Here is an 18,172-nt window from a genome sequence, read left to right on the forward strand (position 1 = left end):
CTTTCATCTATAGCAGAAACTGACGGACGAACAAAGAGAGTGAAGCGGTTTTGTTAGCTGATCATGGCAGGACAGGCTTTGTTGCGGCCTTCGGCTTTGGCCTGATACATGGCTTTATCAGCCAATGTCAGTAAATGTTCGGCTTTAGCGCCGGGATAGACAGTGATGTAACCCAAACTGGCATTAAGCTCTATTGGATTGTTTTGCCAAATTAACTGACAGCCAGCAAGAGTCGCTCTGATCTTTTCTGCGATCAGCGGTAGTTCAACTGCTGTAACGCCGGGGAAAAGCAGCAGAAACTCCTCACCACCATAACGACTGACCAGATCCTGAGTTCTGACCACAGCAGACAAAGTCGTAGCACAGCGGCGCAAGGCGGCATCTCCGGCGTCATGCCCCAAGCTATCATTAATCTGCTTAAAGTGATCTAAATCCAATAAAATCAGACTGTAGCTTTGCTGTTGTTTTTGCCATAGGAGGTGCATTTCCTGCAGCTTTTTTAGCACTGCTCTGCGATTCCACAAACCTGTCAGTTGATCCCGCTCAGCAAACTGACGGATTTTTGCAACTAAACGAGCTAATGCTCCCCCTATCATTACAATATTAATGGTCAGAGTCAGGATCACATAACACCATAACAAAGGTATGGCTTCGACAGTGTAAGTGGCAACAAAGGCGTCTGTTTCAGTTTCTGGCCACGATAAAATCAAAGCCCGGACTAAAAAGATCAGAGTGACCGCATATAAAGGGGCAGACATCAGACAGGCAGCAACAGAACCAAAATCTTTTTGGATTGCCTGAAAGTTGTTTCTACTGGCAGAGTATAAAAATACTGTGGCTGTGACTGAAAAGAGGATACCTAAAAAGATGGGATGAGGGTGCTGCAGATGAGCAAACAGCATCAACAGGGCTGTAACCAAAAAGATCAGACTGTCGCGTGCTGCAGTAGAGTGCAGTTTGAACAGCTGTTGTATACCCCAGCCAATCAGCATAAAACTGCATAAAATAGCCAGATCAGCAACAAACCAGGTGAGTAACTCAGACTCAGCTGTATGCAAAGTAAGCAAATAGATCCCTGAGCCTAACGTCAGGTTTGCAAAAAAGAACCTGATACTAGCCTTGGGTGCTATGCGCAAAGGTTGGGTCATTAAACCCCAGGCTATACCTGCAACAACAGTGAGTAACCAGATAAAAGAGATCAGTAATTCTGATTCAGGATGATTGTTCATAAATTTTTAGTTCTATCCGGCGAGCAATAAAACCAGTTTATTAAACGCTTTGAGTCGTCTGCAAACCAGCAGTTAAAAAATTCAGCGTACTACATCCTGACAGCTGAGCATTGATTTATATACAGAAGTTAAAGAGAGCTTTACAACTGGTCCGACATTATAAAGCGAAATAAAGTATTCAGTTAGCAGAAAATGCTCATATTTCAGCCATTGCTTTGAAGCCATTGACCCGACTCAGTTTTTTTGTTGTACAAAATAACTGACCTGAGCTCTTGGGTTTAAATAGGCAAAAACTTCCGGTGGTAAGGCTTTGGGTTTGATTACTTTTTCAATTGAAAGCTTGTTGGCTTCTAAAGTGACAATAGCGGCTTCAAGTCGCGGTACGTCTGCGTCATAAATCAATACATCGGGGTAGAGCATCGAGTCGGAATTGACTGCCATGACAATACCTACTCTTTTATCCGACAGCATCACCACAGTGCCGGGTGGATAAATGCCCATCATCTTAATCATCACCTTCATTTCAAGATCGCCCAGCTTTCCTTTCATTGTTTTATACATCACTGATAAGGCATGATGCGGTGAGCGGGCTTGTGATAGATCGGCTGGATGACAGAGGTTATCGAATTCATTGACTACTGCAACTATGCGAGCGAGCTTATTGATTTGATCCGTTTTTAACCCTGCCGGATAACCGCTACCATCCAGATATTCATGATGCTGCTCCACGATAGCTTTAGCTTCAGTCGGAAATTGTTGAGTTAAACCCAGCAGCTCCAGGCCGAGTTTTGGATGAAGTTTGATAAAGTTTTGTTCCGGAGTGGTTAAGGCTGTAGTTTTACGCAAAATCTGGCTAGGGATTTTTAGCTTGCCTATGTCGTGAAACATGGCCCCCAAACCGACCCATTTCACTTCGTCTGCGCTGTATTTTAAGTTTTTCGCCAGCATCATCGCCAGAATCGAGACGTTCAGAACATGAAAGTACATTGATTCTTGTTCTTTACCTGCCTGCGAAATCAGATGCAACACTAGTGCGTCTTCACTCAGGATGGTGTCTGCTAAATTACTGATCAACTGAGTGGCGTCTTCTATCGCATTCAGTGGGCGCCCCTGAACTTTAGTCATCAGATTACGCACCTGTGCCATAGACTGAGCAAAAGCTTTTTCAGTTTTTTGTAACTCTCGTCTGTGGGCTTTGGCTTGCTCTATACGTTGTTCTTTATCCAGCTGCATTTCGGTGCGTAGCTGCACATCGGCTAATTCTTGTGTTACAGAGCAGTCTGTTGTATCCGTAGGACTTTCCGGAACGACAGAGCTGCGTTCCGGGTAGAAATAGACAAAATCCAGCTCCAGAGACTGAATAATACGCAGCTGCTGCAAAGACTCTACTACCAGTTTATTGGTCAGAAAAGGATGTTTCATCCAACCGACAGGCAATTTGATGGCGTAACCGAGCTTAATGTCTTTTGGTGCTATTTTGACGGGCAATTAAAGGGCCACCTCTGTAGAGTTTTACCTACTGGCAAAACGGACGATTTTATAAATAATAACCAGTATAAATGCAATATCGAATTACAGATTTTATCAATTAAACCCTTCACTCATCGGCCAGTGAAAAAGTAATCAACAGAGGCAAGGCCCTGCTTTACTATGGCTTGAATATTGCTATTTAGTACCTTAATGCCTATGATTTTTTGTGCGCTTATTATGAAAAACTAATGAAATCAGACTGCTGTTAGGTTTTTTAGCAATAAATCGGTTAACATAAATCCTATTGTAGTAAGAATTTGATTTTGACCTGAATTGCAGGTCGATGTTTAGGGGATCTGCATGGCAAATCAGTTAAAAAGCCGGCCTCAGAGTATTCATGGCTGGGTGGCAGAAGAATTGGGCACCCGTATTGTCAGTGGTATTTATTCGCCGGGTGAATATATTCCGAATGAAACCAGCATAGGTGAAGAATTGGGGGTGTCCCGCACAGCGCTGCGCGAAGCTTTTAAAATCCTGACCTCTAAAGGGTTACTGGAGTCGAGGCCTAAACTGGGTACCCGCATTCGGCCACGTAAGCACTGGAATATGTTCGATAGTGAAATTTTAAGCTGGTGTTTTGAATCGAAACCCTCACCACAGTTTTTTATCTCCTTGTTTGAAATTCGCGAGATTTTTGAACCTGCAGCAGCAGAGTTGGCCGCAAAAAACCGTAGTGAAGAACAAGCTGTGGTATTGGGTGCAGCCTATGAGGCGATGGAAAAAGCCGAAATTGGCACTGATGCTGTGTTCTCCAGCGATCTGGAATTTCATATGGCGGTGTTGGATGCCACCAATAATGAATTTATGATTTCCTTAGGCATGACAATACAAACCGCTTTAATGGGCTTATTCCGCTTAAGCAGTGCTATAGCGGAAGAGTATGTCGATTCGTTGCCCGGTCATAAAGCTGTGTATCAGGCGATAGCATCAGGTGATGCAGCCAAAGCAAAAATAGAGATGTTCCAACTGCTGGCTAAATCGAAAGAAAACTTAGAATACGCCTTAAAAAATCTGGCACAACAGCCGGATTAATAAAAATGGGGTCAGAATATTAGTGATGCGTAACTAATGTATTCTGACCCCATTTTTAGTTTTACAGTGTCTTTACTTTCAAAGGCTGTTTGGTATCCACAGCCAGAGTATTGCGCAGCGCTAACCCAAAGGCTGGGGCTTCAATTTCAAATACATCACCGGCCTGAGTTTCAATACCATCTCCAAAACTTAAAGTGGCAGTGCCGAAGTAATGCAGATGGGCATCACCAGGGCGGCAAAACAAGCTGTATTTAAAGTGGTGATGTTCCAGATTACTGATACTGTGCGACATATTGTCTTCGCCGCTGACAAAAGCTTTTTGCCACAGTAATTTGCCGTCGCGGTAAATACGTGAGGTGCCTTCGATATGAGCGGGTAAATCGCCAAGCAGCAATTCCGGACCTACAGCACAAGGCCGCAATTTTGAATGCGCCAGGTATAAATAATTCAGCCGTTCGGTTTTATGATCGGAGAATTCATTACCTAAAGCAAAACCAAGTCGCCAGGGCTGACCTTCAGCATCATTGATATAAACTCCAACAATTTCAGGCTCTTCGCCACCATCTAAAGCAAAAGAAGGAGACAACAACTGTGCACCGGGGGACACCACTATGCTGCCATCTCCTTTATAAAACCATTCAGGCTGTACTCCGGTTTCACCTGCCGCAGGTTTACCGCCATCCAGACCTAACTTAAACATTTTCATGGTATCAGTCAGTTCAGCCACTGCTTTGCCACTGGTTTGCGCATGCATGTTGGCACGGGTATCGGCGCTGCCTAAGTGAGTCAGGCCAGTGCCTGTGACCAGCAAATGGGCTTGATCCGGATGATCAAAAGGCGCCAGTAAACGGCCTTCTGTGACTATGGCCTGATAATCCAGTTTCTGAGCAGCAACCAGTTCTGTGACGAGCTGCTGTAATGGTTTTTTCTCAGCTAAGGCTTGATTTGCCAGCTGATAGACAGTCTGCACGCCTTCTAATGGCTGCACCTCGGTGCCGGATAACACCAGTGCCACAGCGCGTTGCTGATCTGGAGTCACAAATTGAATTAAACGCATCGCACATCCTCGTTAATTTATTTGTATTACAATACCATTAATATCTGGTTTCTGTTTTCTGTTGTCAAGCAGAACCCTAAAATCGTTATGCTGGTTTATGCCCAAATTATTCCCAAAGTAATTGATGTTGCAGCTAGGCGGCAAGCGAGCGAGACCCCAGGAGCATAGTTGTCCTATGTGACTGGGGCGAGGAGCGCAGGCAACAACGCTGCGGCTTCAAGTTCGAAGGGGATTAGTCTTTATCCAAACCTTCACTGGTCATAATCACCCGTTTTAAAGTGCCATCTTTGTTGTAATACAATCTGTCTATCGCCACGGAGCGGCGGAATTCGCCGCCGTCAGGTTGGGCTGCCCCTGTGTGGTAGATAAAATAATCTTTGCCTTTAAACTCGATAATCGCCTGATGGTTAGTCGGGGAGTTACCTGCGACTTCGTTCAGAATGTCCTGATACACCCAGGGCCCGGTGATTTTTTTGCTGGTGGCATAGACAATTTTTTCCGGAAAACCCGAGGCATACGACAGGTAATACAAGTCGCCCTTTTTATGCAGCCAAATGGCTTCGGTGAAATTCGGTAGATCCAGACTCTGTATAGGGCCATCCAACTCAATCATATTGGCTTTGAGTTTGGCGTAACGGGGTTTGGTATTGCCCCAAAACAAATAGGCCTGACCATCGTCATCGATAAAAACCGAAGGGTCTATATCATCCCAGTCGATGTCGGTGTCTGTGGTCATATCGTTGGTAATAAGCGCTGTGCCGCGGGCATCTTTGAACGGCCCAAGCGGTGTATCACCTACAGCCACACCGATGGCAAAACCATTGATAGTGGCGTGTCGCACTGTGACATACCAATAAAACTTGCCGTCTTTTTCTATCACTTGTGATGCCCAGGCATCGCCTTTTGCCCAGCTGAAATCTTTGGCTTTGAGTTTAGCGCCGTGGGCCTGCCAGTTTTTCATGTCTTTGGAGGAGAACACCAGCCAGTCATGCATCACAAAAAAGCTGTTATTGTCTTTGGCTTCATCATGGCCTGTGTACAAATAAACAGTGTCGCCAACCACTAAAGCGGCCGGATCGGCAGTGCGTACATCTGTAAATAGCGGATTGGCTGCCCACATACCAAAGCTGGTCAGGCTCACGGATCCGGTCAGCAGTAAAAAGATAAAAATCTGAACGTTTTTCATAATACCCCTGTCGTGATTTATTAATAATTATCTTATAGTATTACCAATATGCCTAATTTGAGCCGGATGTGCAAAAGTCGCACACATCAAGAGCAGAAAAAATCTCTAATCAAATCAATGGATAGCTAAATCAGCTGCACTGCTTTGGTGAAAATTTTTTACGAACTGCTTGAACTTTGACTCAAGCTTGATGTATTAGTAATACAATATTATTAAATTAAATTGCTTTAGGATTCAACTATGGCCCAAGACGAAAAGAAAAAAGTGCAGCTTCGTTCTGCCAGCTGGTTTGGTACCAATGACAAAAACGGTTTTATGTATCGTAGCTGGATGAAGAATCAGGGTATTCCTGATCATCACTTTCAGGGCAAGCCGGTCATTGGTATCTGTAATACCTGGTCTGAACTAACGCCTTGTAATGCGCATTTTCGTCAAATCGCCGAACGGGTGAAAAACGGCATCCGTGAAGCCGGTGGTATTCCAGTGGAATTTCCGGTGTTCTCTAATGGTGAATCGAATTTACGCCCAACCGCTATGCTGACACGCAACTTAGCGGCGATGGATACCGAGGAAGCGATTCGTGGTAACCCTATTGATGGTGTGGTACTGCTGGTTGGCTGTGATAAAACCACTCCCGCCTTGTTAATGGGCGCTGCCAGTTGTGACTTACCGACCATAGTGGTGACAGGTGGGCCTATGTTAAACGGCAAACACCATGGCAAAGATGTAGGTTCAGGTACGCTGGTGTGGCAGGCACATGAAGAATACAAAGCGGGCCGTATCAGCCTGGAGCAGTTTATGGATATGGAAGCCAGCATGTCGCGTTCTGCCGGTACCTGTAACACCATGGGCACTGCATCTACTATGGCCTGTATGGCGGAGTCCTTAGGTACAAGCTTGCCTCATAACGCCGCTATTCCTGCTGTGGATTCACGCCGTTATGTGCTGGCGCATTTATCCGGTATGCGAATTGTGGATATGGTGCATGAAGATTTAAAACTGTCGAAAATACTGACCAAAGATGCCTTTATTAATGCGATTCGCACCAACGCTGCTATTGGCGGATCCACCAATGCAGTGATCCACTTAAAAGCCATAGCGGGTCGTATTGGTGTGGATTTATCTCTGGATGACTGGTCACATGGCAAAGGCGTTCCTACTCTGGTGAACCTGCAACCGTCCGGTAAATACCTGATGGAAGAGTTTTATTACTCTGGTGGTTTGCCAGCTGTGCTGCGCCGCCTGGGCGAAAATGGCATGTTAAATAACCATGCCCTGACGGTGAATGGCAAAACCATTTGGGACAATGTCAAAGACTCTGAATGCTATAACGACGATGTGATCCGTACTATGGATAATCCACTAGTTGCCAGTGGTGGCATTTGTATTTTACGTGGCAACTTAGCGCCTCGTGGCGCTGTACTCAAACCTTCAGCCGCCAGCCCGCATTTATTAAAGCATCGTGGTAAAGCCGTGGTGTTTGAAAACTTCGATATGTACAAAGCCCGCATTAATGACCCAGAGCTGGACATCGATGAGAACAGTGTGATGGTGCTGAAAAACTGTGGGCCAAAAGGCTACCCAGGCATGGCCGAAGTCGGCAATATGGGGTTACCGCCTAAGGTGCTGAAAAAAGGCATTAAAGACATGGTGCGTATATCCGACGCCCGAATGAGCGGTACAGCTTTTGGTACTGTGGTGCTACATGTCACGCCTGAAGCCATGGAGTTAGGGCCTTTAGCTGCAGTGCAGGAAGGTGATTATATTCAGTTGGATGCCCCCAATGGTGTGTTGCATCTGGAAGTTTCGGACGAAGAAATCGCCGCACGGTTAGAGAAATTAAAAGCCACGCAAGTGATTATGCGCACTGGTGGTTATCTGGAAATGTATCGCGAACGGGTATTACAGGCTGATGAAGGCTGCGACTTCGACTTTTTAGTCGGTTGTCGTGGTGCTGATGTGCCGGCCCATTCGCATTAGTTTAGGCTTTACGCCGGATCGGCCCTGTGGGTGGTGCCAGCGGGGCCGATTATTTTATTTAGAAAGGACACCTTATGACGTTAAGCAATCAGTATCCAAGTCTGCGTCACAAAACCGTTTTTATCAGTGGCGGTGGTTCAGGCATTGGTGCTTGTCTGGTGGAAGCTTTTATCGCTCAGGGCGCTAAAGTCGCTTTTGTTGATATTTTAGCAGCGGAATCAGAGGCATTAGTGACTGATTTAACTGCAAAATACCCAGATGCAGAGCTGAAGTTTTATCACTGTGATTTGTTGAATATTGACGATTTAAAGCAGGTGATAGAACAAGTCAAACAACAGCTGGGTGCTATCAGCGTATTAATCAACAATGCTGCCAGTGATACCAGGCACAACTTCCTTGACGTGACGCCTGAGTATTGGGATCAGCGGGTCAATATCAATTTACGCCATCAGTTTTTTGCCATTCAGGCGGTGTATCCGCAGATGAAACAGCTGGGCGGAGGTTCCATTATCAATTTAGGTTCGATGAGCTGGTACGAAAGTCAGGGCGGTATGCCTGGCTACACCAGCTCTAAAGCTGCAGTTTTAGGATTAACCCGTGGTCTGGCTCGTGATTTAGGGCCGGATAAAATCCGCGTCAATACCCTAACGCCCGGCTGGGTGATGACTGAACGTCAGTTGAAGTATTGGGTCAACGAAGAAACGGCACGGGATATTGAAAAAAATCAATGCGTCAAAGACAGCCTGATGCCGGAAGATGTGGCAGCTATGGCGCTGTTTTTAGCTTCCGACGACAGCAAATTGTGCACAGCACAAAACTTTATTGTGGACGGTGGCTGGATTTAACTGCTTTTGCGGTGATTAGGCCACTTTTTTTGAATCTGTTACCACGAACAAGGGTTGAGTAAAGATGATTACAGGTCAACAACTGATTAATGGGCACTGGGTGCAGGGCGAAGCAGGTCAATATCAGGCGGTTAATCCTGCGACTGCCGCTTTTATTGAGCCTGTAATGAGTTATGCCAGCAAAAATCAAGTGCATCAGGCGGTGGCTGCTGCTGCGAAAGCTGCGCCGGTTTTTGCGGCTACAACACTTAAGCAGCGAGCTGAGTTTTTAGAGTTATGCGCTGATGAAATTATGGCTTTAGGTGATGTGTTGCCAGAGCGTGTCGCGCTGGAAACAGGGTATCCAAAAGCCCGCGGTGAAGGCGAGCGTGCCCGAACTGTTAATCAGCTGCGTTTATTTGCCTCTTCTATCCGTTCTGGCGAATACCTGAATATCCGAATTGATACCGCCTTGCCTGATCGCCAGCCTTTGCCTCGTCCTGATTTACGTTATACCAATCAGCCGATAGGCCCTGTGGTGGTGTTTGGTGCCAGTAACTTTCCGCTGGCTTTTTCTGTGGCTGGTGGTGATACAGCTGCGGCTTTAGCTGCGGGTTGTCCTGTCATCGTCAAAGGGCATAACTCACACCCTGGTACGTGCGAGCTGGTCGCGCAAGCTTTGCATAAAGCGGTGCAAAAAGCCGGTTTACCTGCTGGTGTGTTTTCTTTGATTATGGGTTCTGGCCGTGAAGTAGGGTCTGAATTAGTGGTTGCGCCAGAAGTGAAAGCTGTAGGTTTTACCGGCTCTTTAGCTGGGGGCATGGCATTGTTTCAACTGGCCAATAACAGGCCTGAACCTATTCCTGTGTTTGCCGAAATGGGTAGCGTCAACCCTGTGGTGTTATTGCCAGAGGCGCTGGAGCAAAATGCCGAAGGGATAGCAGCAGGTTTTGTCGGCTCTTTAACTTTGGGTGTGGGTCAGTTCTGTGTCAATCCTGGTGTGGCAATGGCTATTCAAAGCCCGGCTTTAGACAAATTCTGCGCTGCAGCTTCCGCTGCTTTAGCCAAAGTACCGGCTGGTGTGATGCTAAACGAAGGCATAGCTGCGGCTTATCAAAAAGGCACAGTGCATTTGGCGGAGCAGTCTGGTGTTGAACTGGTTGGCAGCGGCGAAGCTGTGGGCGATAAAGCAGGCTTCTGCACTCAGGCCAAACTTTTTAAAGTCACAGCCGAAGCTTTTTTAGCCAATCCACATTTGCAGGAAGAAGTGTTTGGCCATGTTTCTGTACTGGTGAGCTGTGCCGACCAGGCGCAATTACTGGCGGTAGTGCGAACTTTAAAAGGCCAGTTGACTGGTACTTTACAGGCAACAGCAGCAGAGCTTGCCACTCAGGCTGAACTCATCAGTCTACTGCGTCAAAAGGTGGGCCGTCTGGTGGTGAATAACTTCCCGACTGGTGTTGAGGTGTGTGATGCCATGATGCATGGCGGACCTTTCCCAGCCGCTACTGATGCACGTTTTACCTCGGTAGGCACAGCTTCTATTGCCCGTTTTGTCCGTCCTATTTGTTTCCAGAATTACCCGGCTGAGTTATTGCCACCAGAGCTGCAAAACGCCAATCCATGGGCTTTACCGCGTTTGGTGAATGGCGTAAAAACCAGCGCAGCGGTTGACGCTTAATATGGGCTTTGTTGTCACTACTGACACTTTGCAGGTGGCTGCGTTAAAGCGGCCCTTGCAGCTGATTAAGCTGACTAATCCGGCTGGACTTAGCGTTACTTTAAGTAATCTGGGGGCAGGTTTATGGTCGGTGCTGATGCCAGACTTGGTGCCAGAATCAGGCTCGGCTGAAAAAACAGAGCTGCTGCAAAATTATCAGGACCCAAGCCATTTTGCCCGCAATCCTTATTATTTTGCCGTGACTATAGGCCGGGTGGCGAACCGCATTGGTGCTGCCGCTTATATGCAGCAAGGTAAGGTCGTTTCGTTACTTGCCAATGAAGGGCCGAATCAATTGCATGGTGGACCAGATGGCTTAGGTAGTCGCTTCTGGAGTTTTGATATAGACCAGCAAAAAGACCGAGTCAGCGTCACTTTTCGTATCACCAGCCCAGAAGGCGATCAGGGGTTTCCTGGGCAGTTGGATGTGCAGCTGCGTTATACCTTGCTGGCTCATCATGAGCTGGTACTGGAATACAGTGCTGTGTCAGATAAAGACACGCCAGTCAGCCTGACTAATCATGCCTATTGGGCTATTGGCGGTGTAGGCAAAGGCACAGTGCTTGAGCAGCAATTGCAGCTTGATGCCGATTTTATTCTGGCGTTGGATAAACAACTGGTGCCTACAGGCGAATTGCTTCCGGCTAAAGGAGCTTTTGATTTTAAAGCGGGCAAGCGGATAGGCCAGCATATTAGCTTGCTTGAAAACGGCTACGACCATTATTTTGTCTTGAACAAAGACCGTGATTTGAGCAGACCTGCTGCGTTAGTGCGCGATCCTGTGTCGGGCCGCACTCTGCAGTTGTTTACTGATCAGAGCGGCATTCAGTTTTACAGCGGCAACTTTTTGGACGGCAGCATACTGGGGAATCAGGGCCGGCCCATAGAAAAATACGCCGCTTTATGCCTGGAGCCTCATGGCTATCCAAATGCAGTCAATAAAGCAAATTTTCCAACGGCTTTGCTAAAAGCCGGCCAGTTGTACCGGCAGTGCAGCCGTTTTGTATTGGGGTATAGCTAGGGCGTTATAACAACAGAGTTTAATAACCGCAGGTCTGTCTTTAAAAAATATCATAAGGACCTGTTTGACAAGGGGAGTCGACCTATGAAAATCAAATCCATAGTTGCAGGTTTGGGCCTGTGTTTAGTTTGCCACAGCAGTTTTGCTACCACTGTAGGTTTTGCTCAGGTAGGGTCGGAAAGTGGCTGGCGGACCAGTTTTTCCGAGTCTGTCAAAGCGGAAGCGAAAAAACGCGGTATAGAGCTGAAGTTTTCTGATGCGCAGCAAAAGCAGGAAAACCAAATTAAGGCGGTTCGCAGTTTTATTGCGCAGGGTGTGGACGCCATTATCATAGCCCCAGTGGTCGAAACCGGCTGGACTCCTGTGTTAAAAGAAGCCAAACGTGCCCGTATTCCGGTGGTGATAGTCGATCGTAATGTGCAAGTGCAGGACGAGTCGTTATTTGTCACCCGTATCGCCTCCGATTTTGTCGAAGAAGGCCGCAAAGCCGCGACCTGGTTAATGAGCCAACCCCAGGCTCAAAAACAGTGCAATATCATCGAATTGCAAGGCACAGTGGGTGCTACAGCGGCCATAGACCGTGCTAAAGGTTTTAATGAAGTCCTGGCGAAACACCCACAAGCTAAAATCGTCCGTAGTCAAACTGCTGAATTTACCCGCGCCAAAGGCAAAGAAGTGATGGAGTCCTTGCTCAAAGCAGAGCAGGGTGGCAAAGCCATTTGTGCACTTTGGGCTCATAACGATGAAATGGCGTTAGGCGCTATTCAGGCCATTAAAGAAGCGGGCCTGAAGCCGGGCAAAGACTTACTGGTGGTGTCTGTCGACGCTGTACCGGATTACTTTAAAGCTATGGCCGATGGGGAGGCAAATGCCACAGTAGAGCTGAGCCCGCATTTAGGTGGCCCGGCTTTTGACGTGATTGAAGGGTATCTGAAGGGTAAAAAAGACACAGAAAAGCTGATCCGTACCACAGGGGATTTATTCCTGCAGGATACGGCTGCTGCTGAATACGAAAAAAGACGCCTGAACTAATTCACTTTCAGGTTACTCAGTTTGGTTATTCAGGAGTGTCTGATGTCAGAATCGATCAACAATGCCGCCAAGCCAGTGCTGCAACTGCGGCAGATCAACAAAAACTTCCCTGGTGTGAAAGCACTGCAGCAAGCCCAGCTGAGTTTGTATGCCGGTGAAGTGCATGCCTTATTAGGTGAAAACGGCGCTGGTAAATCCACCTTAGTTAAAGTGATGACAGGTGTGCTGCAAAAAGATGGCGGCGAACTATTGCTGGATTCCACAGCGTTAAGTTTTGCTACACCTAAGGATGCGCAGCAAGCTGGTATCAGCACTGTCTATCAGGAAGTGAATTTACTGCCGAATTTATCGGTAGCGCATAACCTGTTTTTAGGTTCAGAACCTAAGCGCTTTGGTTTGATTGATAAAAAAGCCATGGCACATCAGGCGCGGCAGTTGTTAAGCAGTTTTGGTCTTGATATCAATGTCACTGCGCCTTTGTCTGAGTTCTCAGTCGCAGTGCAGCAGTTGGTGGCTATTGCCCGTGGTATAGCCCCTAAACGAGGGGCTGCTCGCACCAAAGTGCTGGTGTTGGATGAGCCTACAGCCAGTTTAGATGCTGATGAAGTACAAACTTTATTTCAGGTGCTGCGCCAGTTGAAACAGCAGGGCGTAGCCATCGTTTTTATTACCCACTTTTTGGATCAGGTGTATCAAATCAGTGACCGTATCACGGTCATGCGTAACGGCTGTTTTGTCGGTGAATACCAGACGGCTCAATTGAATAAAGCTGAACTCATTGCCGCTATGCTCGGTAAAGAGCTGAGCCAGCAGCGCCATCAAACGCCTTGTCTGGCAGTGGAGCACTCCGAAGCTATTTTATCCGCGCGGCAGTTAAGCTCAGGCCAGTCGGTACAGCAGTTGGATCTGGATTTACCTCAAGGTCAGGCTGTGGGTTTAGCGGGTTTATTAGGTTCAGGTCGTACTGAAATTTGTCGTCTGCTATTTGGTTTGGATCAAGCCGATGGCGGTACCTTAAGTTTTGCAGGTTCGCCTATTAAACTGAGTAATCCGGCGCACGCTATAGCCCTTGGTATCGCGCTTTGTCCTGAGGATCGTAAGACCCAGGGCATGATTGCAGCTTTATCCATTCGTGAAAATATCAGCTTAGCACTGCAGGCGAAACAGGGCTGGTGGCGAGTGCTTTCTAAAAAGAAGCAGCAACAACTGGCGGATTTTTATATTGAAAAACTGCAAATTGCCACACCTGATGCGGATAAGCCTATAGGCCAGTTAAGTGGTGGCAATCAGCAAAAAGTCATTCTGGCACGCTGGTTGGCGGTGGAGCCTCAGTTGTTGCTACTGGATGAACCGACCCGTGGTATCGACATTGGTGCTCATGCAGAAATTTTGCAGCTCATTCGTCAGCTTTGTCAGCAGGGCATGTCTTTATTGGTGACGTCTTCCGAGTTGGAAGAACTCACCGCCTTTTCCAGCAAAATAGTGGTCATGCGTGACCGGAAAAAAGTAGCAGAGCTAAGTGGTGAGGATCTGAACCCGGATCGGATCATGGCTGCTATAGCGGGAGCCAGCGTATGACGAGCGAGGCAACAGTTTTGAACTCAACTCATTCTGATCCGTTAAAAGCGGACCAACTAAAAGCAGCAAGACAAGCGCGTTATAGCCCGGGCCAGTCAGCGCATAAATTCAGTTTATACCTTTATCCTTTAGTGGCTTTAGCCTTGTTATTACTGGTGAATGTGCTGCTGGACCCGCAGTTTTTCTCCCTGCAATGGCAGGATGGCCGCTTGTACGGGCCCTTGATTGATATTCTAAACCGCAGTGCACCTGTGGCTTTGTTGGCCATAGGTATGAGTTTAGTGATAGCCACGGGTGGTATTGATCTGTCCGTCGGCGCTGTAATGGCGATTTGCGGCGCAGTGTGCGCTAACTTATTACTACTGGGTGACTGGTCCTTTCCTGCTGTGATAGGCCTGGCTGTACTGACAGGTTTAGCTTGTGGTCTGGTCAATGGCTTTATGGTCAGTTATCTCGGCATTCAGCCTATAGTGGCTACTTTAGTGCTGATGGTGGCAGGCCGTGGTGTGGCGCAGCTATTAAACCAGGGCCAGATTGTCACTTTTCAAAACCCTGACTTTGCCGCTTTAGGTTCAGGCTCCTTTTTAGGCTTACCTGTGCCAGTCTGGCTGGTGCTGCTGGCGCTGCTGATTATGCAGTTGCTATTGCGGCGCACAGCTTTGGGTTTATTTATCGAAGCTGTAGGCTGTAACGCCAAAGCCAGTCGTTATTTGGGCATAGATGACAGAGGTATAAAGCTGACTGTGTATTTACTGGCAGGTGGCTGCGCTGCTTTGGCAGGTATTATCGCGACAGCAGACATTCAGGGTTCGGACGCGAATAACGCCGGTTTATGGTTAGAGCTGGATGCGATTTTAGCTGTGGTGATAGGGGGTGCGGCTTTAACAGGCGGGCGTTTTTCTCTGCCTCGTGCTGTCATCGGAGTGTTGATTATTCAGACCTTAAGCACCACCATAGTGGTCAGTGGTTTACCTTCTAAATTTAACTTATTGATCAAAGCTTTAGTTATATTGCTGGTGCTGATGTTGCAGTCGGAATTGTTTCGCAACCAGCTAAAATCCCTGTTGAGCTTTGGCAAAGCGCGTGGAGGAAAAGTCTGATGTCCCGCACTTATTTACCTTTGTGGATCACTTTTGCGCTGGTGCTTGCGATGTTTGGCGCTGGTGCCAGCCAGTTTGACGGTTTTGCCAGTCTGCGAGTGGTTACTAACTTAATTAGTGATAATGCCTTTTTGCTGGTGACTGCTTTGGGCATGACACTGGTGATTTTATCTGGCGGTATCGACTTGTCAGTAGGTTCTGTCATTGCCTTAAGCGGCGTGGCGGCGGCCTTGTTGATTGGGCCTTATCAATGGCATCCACTGCTCGCTTTTGCCGTGATATTACCTTGTGCGGCGGTGTTTGGCGCTGGTATGGGCGCCTTAATTCAGTATTACCAGCTACAGCCTTTTATTGTTACTTTGGCTGGCATGTTTTTAGCCCGTGGGGTGGCGACTTTAGTCAGTGAAGAGTCTGTCGCTATCGAACATCCTTTTTATGATGCAGTGGCCGAGTTTGGGCTGGAACTGCCGGACGGTGGTTGGCTGGGCGCCACTTCTCTACTGACCATAGCGCTAGTGCTACTGATGTTGGTACTTACTCACTACAGTCGCTTTGGCTCTTATGTCTATGCTTTAGGTGGCAATAGCCAATCGGCTCAACTGATGGGAGTGCCTGTCGCTCGCACTACTATTTTGCTCTACGCCTCAAGCAGTATGCTGGCCGCTACGGCTGGTATTATTTTTAGTTTTTATACCTACTCAGGTTATGCACTGGCGGCTGTAGGTGTCGAGCTGGATGCGATAGCAGCGGTAGTGATAGGAGGTACCTTACTGACAGGTGGCAGTGGTTTTATTATCGGCACTGTATTAGGTGTATTGCTGATGGGCCTTATTCAAACCTATATCAATTTTGACGGCAGTTTAAGCAGTTGGTGGAGCAAAATAGTGATAGGGGTTTTACTGTTTTTCTTTATTGCTTTGCAAAAGTTACTGAGTCATAGCTGGCAATCTAAAGCTGGAGGCAAAGCATGAGTGAATTGAAGTTATTGCATAGCATTCCGCTTAAAAACAAATTAGGTGAAGGCATCATCTGGCATGGCGCCAGCCAGTCAGTCTGGTGGACCGACATTCATGGCCGCTTTTTGTATCAGCTATTTTGGCCTTCACTGCAGCTCAATACCTATCCGCTGCCGGAACGCATCAGCTGTTTTGCTTTATTAAACGCACATGACCCCATGCGCTCTGATTACTCGATGCTGGTGGCTTTTGAGTCAGGTTTTGCTTTGTATCAACCTGCAACTCAGGGCATCTTCTGGTTGGCTAAACCTGAAACTCATTTATCTGGTAATCGAATGAATGATGGCCGAATCGATCGTCAGGGCCGGTTTTGGGCTGGCACTATGAAAGAGCATGATCACGGCCAGCATGGCACCTTATACCGGCTGGATCAGCAGGGCTGTCATGCGGTGATCACCGGCTTACAGATCCCCAATAGCCTGTGCTGGAATAAAAACAGCAGCAGGATCTATCACGCCGACTCACCGACAGGTGTGATTTACTCCTATGGCTTTGATGCGGTTCAAGGTGCTGTAAGTCAGCCGCAGTTATTTGCCAAAGTGCCAGCAGGGGCTGAACCCGATGGTGCTGTGATAGATGCAGAGGATCACCTGCTGTGCGCTTTATGGGGCGGGAAAGCCATAGCGCGTTATTCGCCTTCAGGACAGCAAACGGCTTTACACCCTTTACCTGTCAGTCAACCCACTTGTCTGGCTTTTGGTGGCCCTGAATTGGACCTGCTATTTGTCACCACGGCTCGTCAGGGCTTAACAGAGCAGCAGTTAGAGGCAGAACCCGATGCTGGTAGTTTATTGATTTATCAGTCGCCTTATCAGGGCTTGCCTGAATCAGAGCTGGCGGTGCTGGATTGGACTGCTCTGCAAAAAAATGGAGGTGGTGATGTGGAAGCTGGTTAGTGTTTTATTGATAAGCCTACTGAGTGTTAACCTGCTGGCGCAGGATGCCGGGCTTTTGATTAAAAACCGGGCCGATCCCTGGGTCTATCGCGCTGCAGCCGATTCTTACTATTTCACCGCTTCAGTGCCGGAGTTTGATCGTATTGAGTTACGCCATAGCTCAAGTATTAAAGGCTTAGCAAAGGCGAAAACCAAAGTCATCTGGCGCAAAAAAGACAAAGGGCCTATGAGTGCCAATATCTGGGCGCCTGAGATACATCAGATAGACGGCAGCTGGTACATCTATTTTGCCGCAGGTAAGGCGGAAGAGCCCTTTCATATCCGTACTTATGTGTTAAAAAACAGCGCTGCAGATCCGCTGCAAGGGCAGTGGCAGGAACTGGGGCCGCTGAATACCGGCTGGGATAGTTTTAATCTGGATGCCACTCATTTTGTACACAAGGGCCAGCATTATCTGGTATGGGCGCAGCAAGATAAAAAGCAAAGCTATAACAGTGCCTTATGGATAGCCAAAATGCGCAGCGCCACAGAGCTGGAGTTACCCGCCACTTTGTTAACAGAACCTACTCTGGATTGGGAGGTTTTGGGCCATAAGGTCAATGAAGGACCCGCTGTACTGATTAAAAACGGTAAAATCTGGCTGGCCTATTCAGCCAGTGCCACCGATCATCGCTATGCCATGGGCTTACTGACAGCTTCTGTCGATGCCGACTTACTAAAAACCGAAAGCTGGACTAAAGCGCCCCGGCCGGTATTTTTTACCAACGACAGCCTCAAACGTTTTGGCCCAGGCCATAACAGTTTTGTGCTGGCCGAAGATGGTGTCACGGATTTAATGCTCTATCACGCCAGGGATTACAAAGAGATCCAGGGCAATCCGTTGCAGGATGGCAATCGCCATACTCGTGTGCGGCCTTTGTACTGGACAGCGCAAGGCCAGTTAGACTTTGCTCAGGATAAACCCGACTAAT

General features: G+C 47.6%; 15 protein-coding genes. 11 read left to right on the forward strand and 4 right to left on the reverse strand.

Features of this window, described 5'->3' with window-relative positions:
* Nucleotides 1-53: 53 nt before the first annotated feature.
* Together IEW88_RS10335 and IEW88_RS10340 are read right to left on the reverse strand one after the other, a co-directional pair.
* Nucleotides 54-1,229, reverse strand: a complete 1,176-nt coding sequence (locus IEW88_RS10335) for a GGDEF domain-containing protein (protein ID WP_147904122.1) — start codon at nucleotides 1,227-1,229, stop codon at nucleotides 54-56.
* Nucleotides 1,230-1,463: 234 nt separating this feature from the next.
* Complete coding sequence (locus IEW88_RS10340; protein WP_147904123.1) at nucleotides 1,464-2,717, reverse strand: cyclic di-GMP phosphodiesterase; 1,254 nt, start codon at nucleotides 2,715-2,717, stop codon at nucleotides 1,464-1,466.
* Nucleotides 2,718-3,059: 342 nt separating this feature from the next.
* On the opposite strand from IEW88_RS10340, the gene IEW88_RS10345 reads away from it, so the two are divergent.
* Complete coding sequence (locus IEW88_RS10345; RefSeq protein WP_147904124.1) at nucleotides 3,060-3,791, forward strand: FadR/GntR family transcriptional regulator; 732 nt, start codon at nucleotides 3,060-3,062, stop codon at nucleotides 3,789-3,791.
* A 61-nt stretch (nucleotides 3,792-3,852) separates the two neighbouring features.
* On the opposite strand, the gene araD1 is transcribed toward IEW88_RS10345, so the two are convergent.
* Nucleotides 3,853-4,848 (reverse strand): AraD1 family protein, encoded by a 996-nt coding sequence (gene araD1 / locus IEW88_RS10350; RefSeq protein ID WP_147904125.1) that lies wholly within the window; start codon nucleotides 4,846-4,848, stop codon nucleotides 3,853-3,855.
* 232 nt (nucleotides 4,849-5,080) lie between these two features.
* Complete coding sequence (locus IEW88_RS10355; protein ID WP_147904126.1) at nucleotides 5,081-6,034, reverse strand: glycoside hydrolase family 43 protein; 954 nt, start codon at nucleotides 6,032-6,034, stop codon at nucleotides 5,081-5,083.
* Between the two features lie 240 nt (nucleotides 6,035-6,274).
* Here IEW88_RS10355 and IEW88_RS10360 point away from each other — a divergent pair, with 240 nt between their 5' ends.
* The 10 genes from IEW88_RS10360 (at nucleotide 6,275) to IEW88_RS10405 (ending at nucleotide 18,171) form a co-directional block, all read left to right on the forward strand.
* Nucleotides 6,275-8,014, forward strand: coding sequence for an IlvD/Edd family dehydratase (locus IEW88_RS10360; RefSeq protein ID WP_147904127.1), 1,740 nt, complete (start codon nucleotides 6,275-6,277; stop codon nucleotides 8,012-8,014).
* Between the two features lie 74 nt (nucleotides 8,015-8,088).
* Nucleotides 8,089-8,859 (forward strand): SDR family NAD(P)-dependent oxidoreductase, encoded by a 771-nt coding sequence (locus IEW88_RS10365; protein ID WP_147904128.1) that lies wholly within the window; start codon nucleotides 8,089-8,091, stop codon nucleotides 8,857-8,859.
* A 64-nt stretch (nucleotides 8,860-8,923) separates the two neighbouring features.
* Nucleotides 8,924-10,519 carry an aldehyde dehydrogenase (NADP(+)) gene (locus IEW88_RS10370; RefSeq protein ID WP_147904129.1) on the forward strand — a complete coding sequence of 532 codons (1,596 nt, stop codon included), beginning with the start codon at nucleotides 8,924-8,926 and terminating at the stop codon, nucleotides 10,517-10,519.
* On the forward strand, nucleotides 10,509-11,579 hold the full coding sequence (locus IEW88_RS10375; RefSeq protein ID WP_221411404.1) for an aldose epimerase family protein: 1,071 nt from the start codon (nucleotides 10,509-10,511) through the stop codon (nucleotides 11,577-11,579). The genes IEW88_RS10370 and IEW88_RS10375 overlap by 11 nt, the downstream gene beginning before the upstream one ends.
* 84 nt (nucleotides 11,580-11,663) lie before the next feature.
* Nucleotides 11,664-12,611: an ABC transporter substrate-binding protein gene (locus tag IEW88_RS10380; protein WP_147904130.1), complete on the forward strand. Its 948-nt coding sequence runs from the start codon at nucleotides 11,664-11,666 to the stop codon at nucleotides 12,609-12,611.
* Nucleotides 12,612-12,653: 42 nt separating this feature from the next.
* The gene (locus IEW88_RS10385; protein WP_147904131.1) at nucleotides 12,654-14,189 is read left to right on the forward strand and encodes a sugar ABC transporter ATP-binding protein; all 1,536 of its coding nucleotides are present in this window, start codon (nucleotides 12,654-12,656) and stop codon (nucleotides 14,187-14,189) included.
* A 17-nt stretch (nucleotides 14,190-14,206) separates the two neighbouring features.
* On the forward strand, nucleotides 14,207-15,289 hold the full coding sequence (locus IEW88_RS10390; RefSeq protein ID WP_221411405.1) for an ABC transporter permease: 1,083 nt from the start codon (nucleotides 14,207-14,209) through the stop codon (nucleotides 15,287-15,289).
* A complete protein-coding gene (yjfF, locus tag IEW88_RS10395; protein ID WP_221411406.1) occupies nucleotides 15,289-16,260 on the forward strand; it encodes a galactofuranose ABC transporter, permease protein YjfF in 972 nt (323 codons plus the stop codon). The genes IEW88_RS10390 and yjfF overlap by 1 nt, the downstream gene beginning before the upstream one ends.
* Nucleotides 16,257-17,201, forward strand: coding sequence for an SMP-30/gluconolactonase/LRE family protein (locus IEW88_RS10400; RefSeq protein WP_147904134.1), 945 nt, complete (start codon nucleotides 16,257-16,259; stop codon nucleotides 17,199-17,201). The genes yjfF and IEW88_RS10400 overlap by 4 nt, the downstream gene beginning before the upstream one ends.
* Nucleotides 17,185-18,171: a glycoside hydrolase family 43 protein gene (locus IEW88_RS10405; protein ID WP_147904135.1), complete on the forward strand. Its 987-nt coding sequence runs from the start codon at nucleotides 17,185-17,187 to the stop codon at nucleotides 18,169-18,171. Before IEW88_RS10400 ends, IEW88_RS10405 begins: the two co-directional genes overlap by 17 nt.
* The last annotated feature ends 1 nt before the right edge of the window (nucleotide 18,172 follow it).

This window comes from Rheinheimera tangshanensis, from assembly GCF_014645135.1.
GTDB lineage: Bacteria > Pseudomonadota > Gammaproteobacteria > Enterobacterales > Alteromonadaceae > Pararheinheimera > Pararheinheimera tangshanensis.

What these genes read in the sequence shown, in the direction of transcription:
- IEW88_RS10335 (WP_147904122.1), bottom strand. Translation starts at nt 1,229, where the DNA reads ATGAACAATCATCCTGAATCAGAATTACTGATCTCTTTTATCTGGTTA.
- IEW88_RS10345 (WP_147904124.1), top strand. Translation starts at nt 3,060, where the DNA reads ATGGCAAATCAGTTAAAAAGCCGGCCTCAGAGTATTCATGGCTGGGTG.
- araD1 (WP_147904125.1), bottom strand. Translation starts at nt 4,848, where the DNA reads ATGCGTTTAATTCAATTTGTGACTCCAGATCAGCAACGCGCTGTGGCA.
- IEW88_RS10355 (WP_147904126.1), bottom strand. Translation starts at nt 6,034, where the DNA reads ATGAAAAACGTTCAGATTTTTATCTTTTTACTGCTGACCGGATCCGTG.
- IEW88_RS10360 (WP_147904127.1), top strand. Translation starts at nt 6,275, where the DNA reads ATGGCCCAAGACGAAAAGAAAAAAGTGCAGCTTCGTTCTGCCAGCTGG.
- IEW88_RS10365 (WP_147904128.1), top strand. Translation starts at nt 8,089, where the DNA reads ATGACGTTAAGCAATCAGTATCCAAGTCTGCGTCACAAAACCGTTTTT.
- IEW88_RS10370 (WP_147904129.1), top strand. Translation starts at nt 8,924, where the DNA reads ATGATTACAGGTCAACAACTGATTAATGGGCACTGGGTGCAGGGCGAA.
- IEW88_RS10380 (WP_147904130.1), top strand. Translation starts at nt 11,664, where the DNA reads ATGAAAATCAAATCCATAGTTGCAGGTTTGGGCCTGTGTTTAGTTTGC.
- IEW88_RS10385 (WP_147904131.1), top strand. Translation starts at nt 12,654, where the DNA reads ATGTCAGAATCGATCAACAATGCCGCCAAGCCAGTGCTGCAACTGCGG.
- yjfF (WP_221411406.1), top strand. Translation starts at nt 15,289, where the DNA reads ATGTCCCGCACTTATTTACCTTTGTGGATCACTTTTGCGCTGGTGCTT.
- IEW88_RS10400 (WP_147904134.1), top strand. Translation starts at nt 16,257, where the DNA reads ATGAGTGAATTGAAGTTATTGCATAGCATTCCGCTTAAAAACAAATTA.
- IEW88_RS10405 (WP_147904135.1), top strand. Translation starts at nt 17,185, where the DNA reads ATGTGGAAGCTGGTTAGTGTTTTATTGATAAGCCTACTGAGTGTTAAC.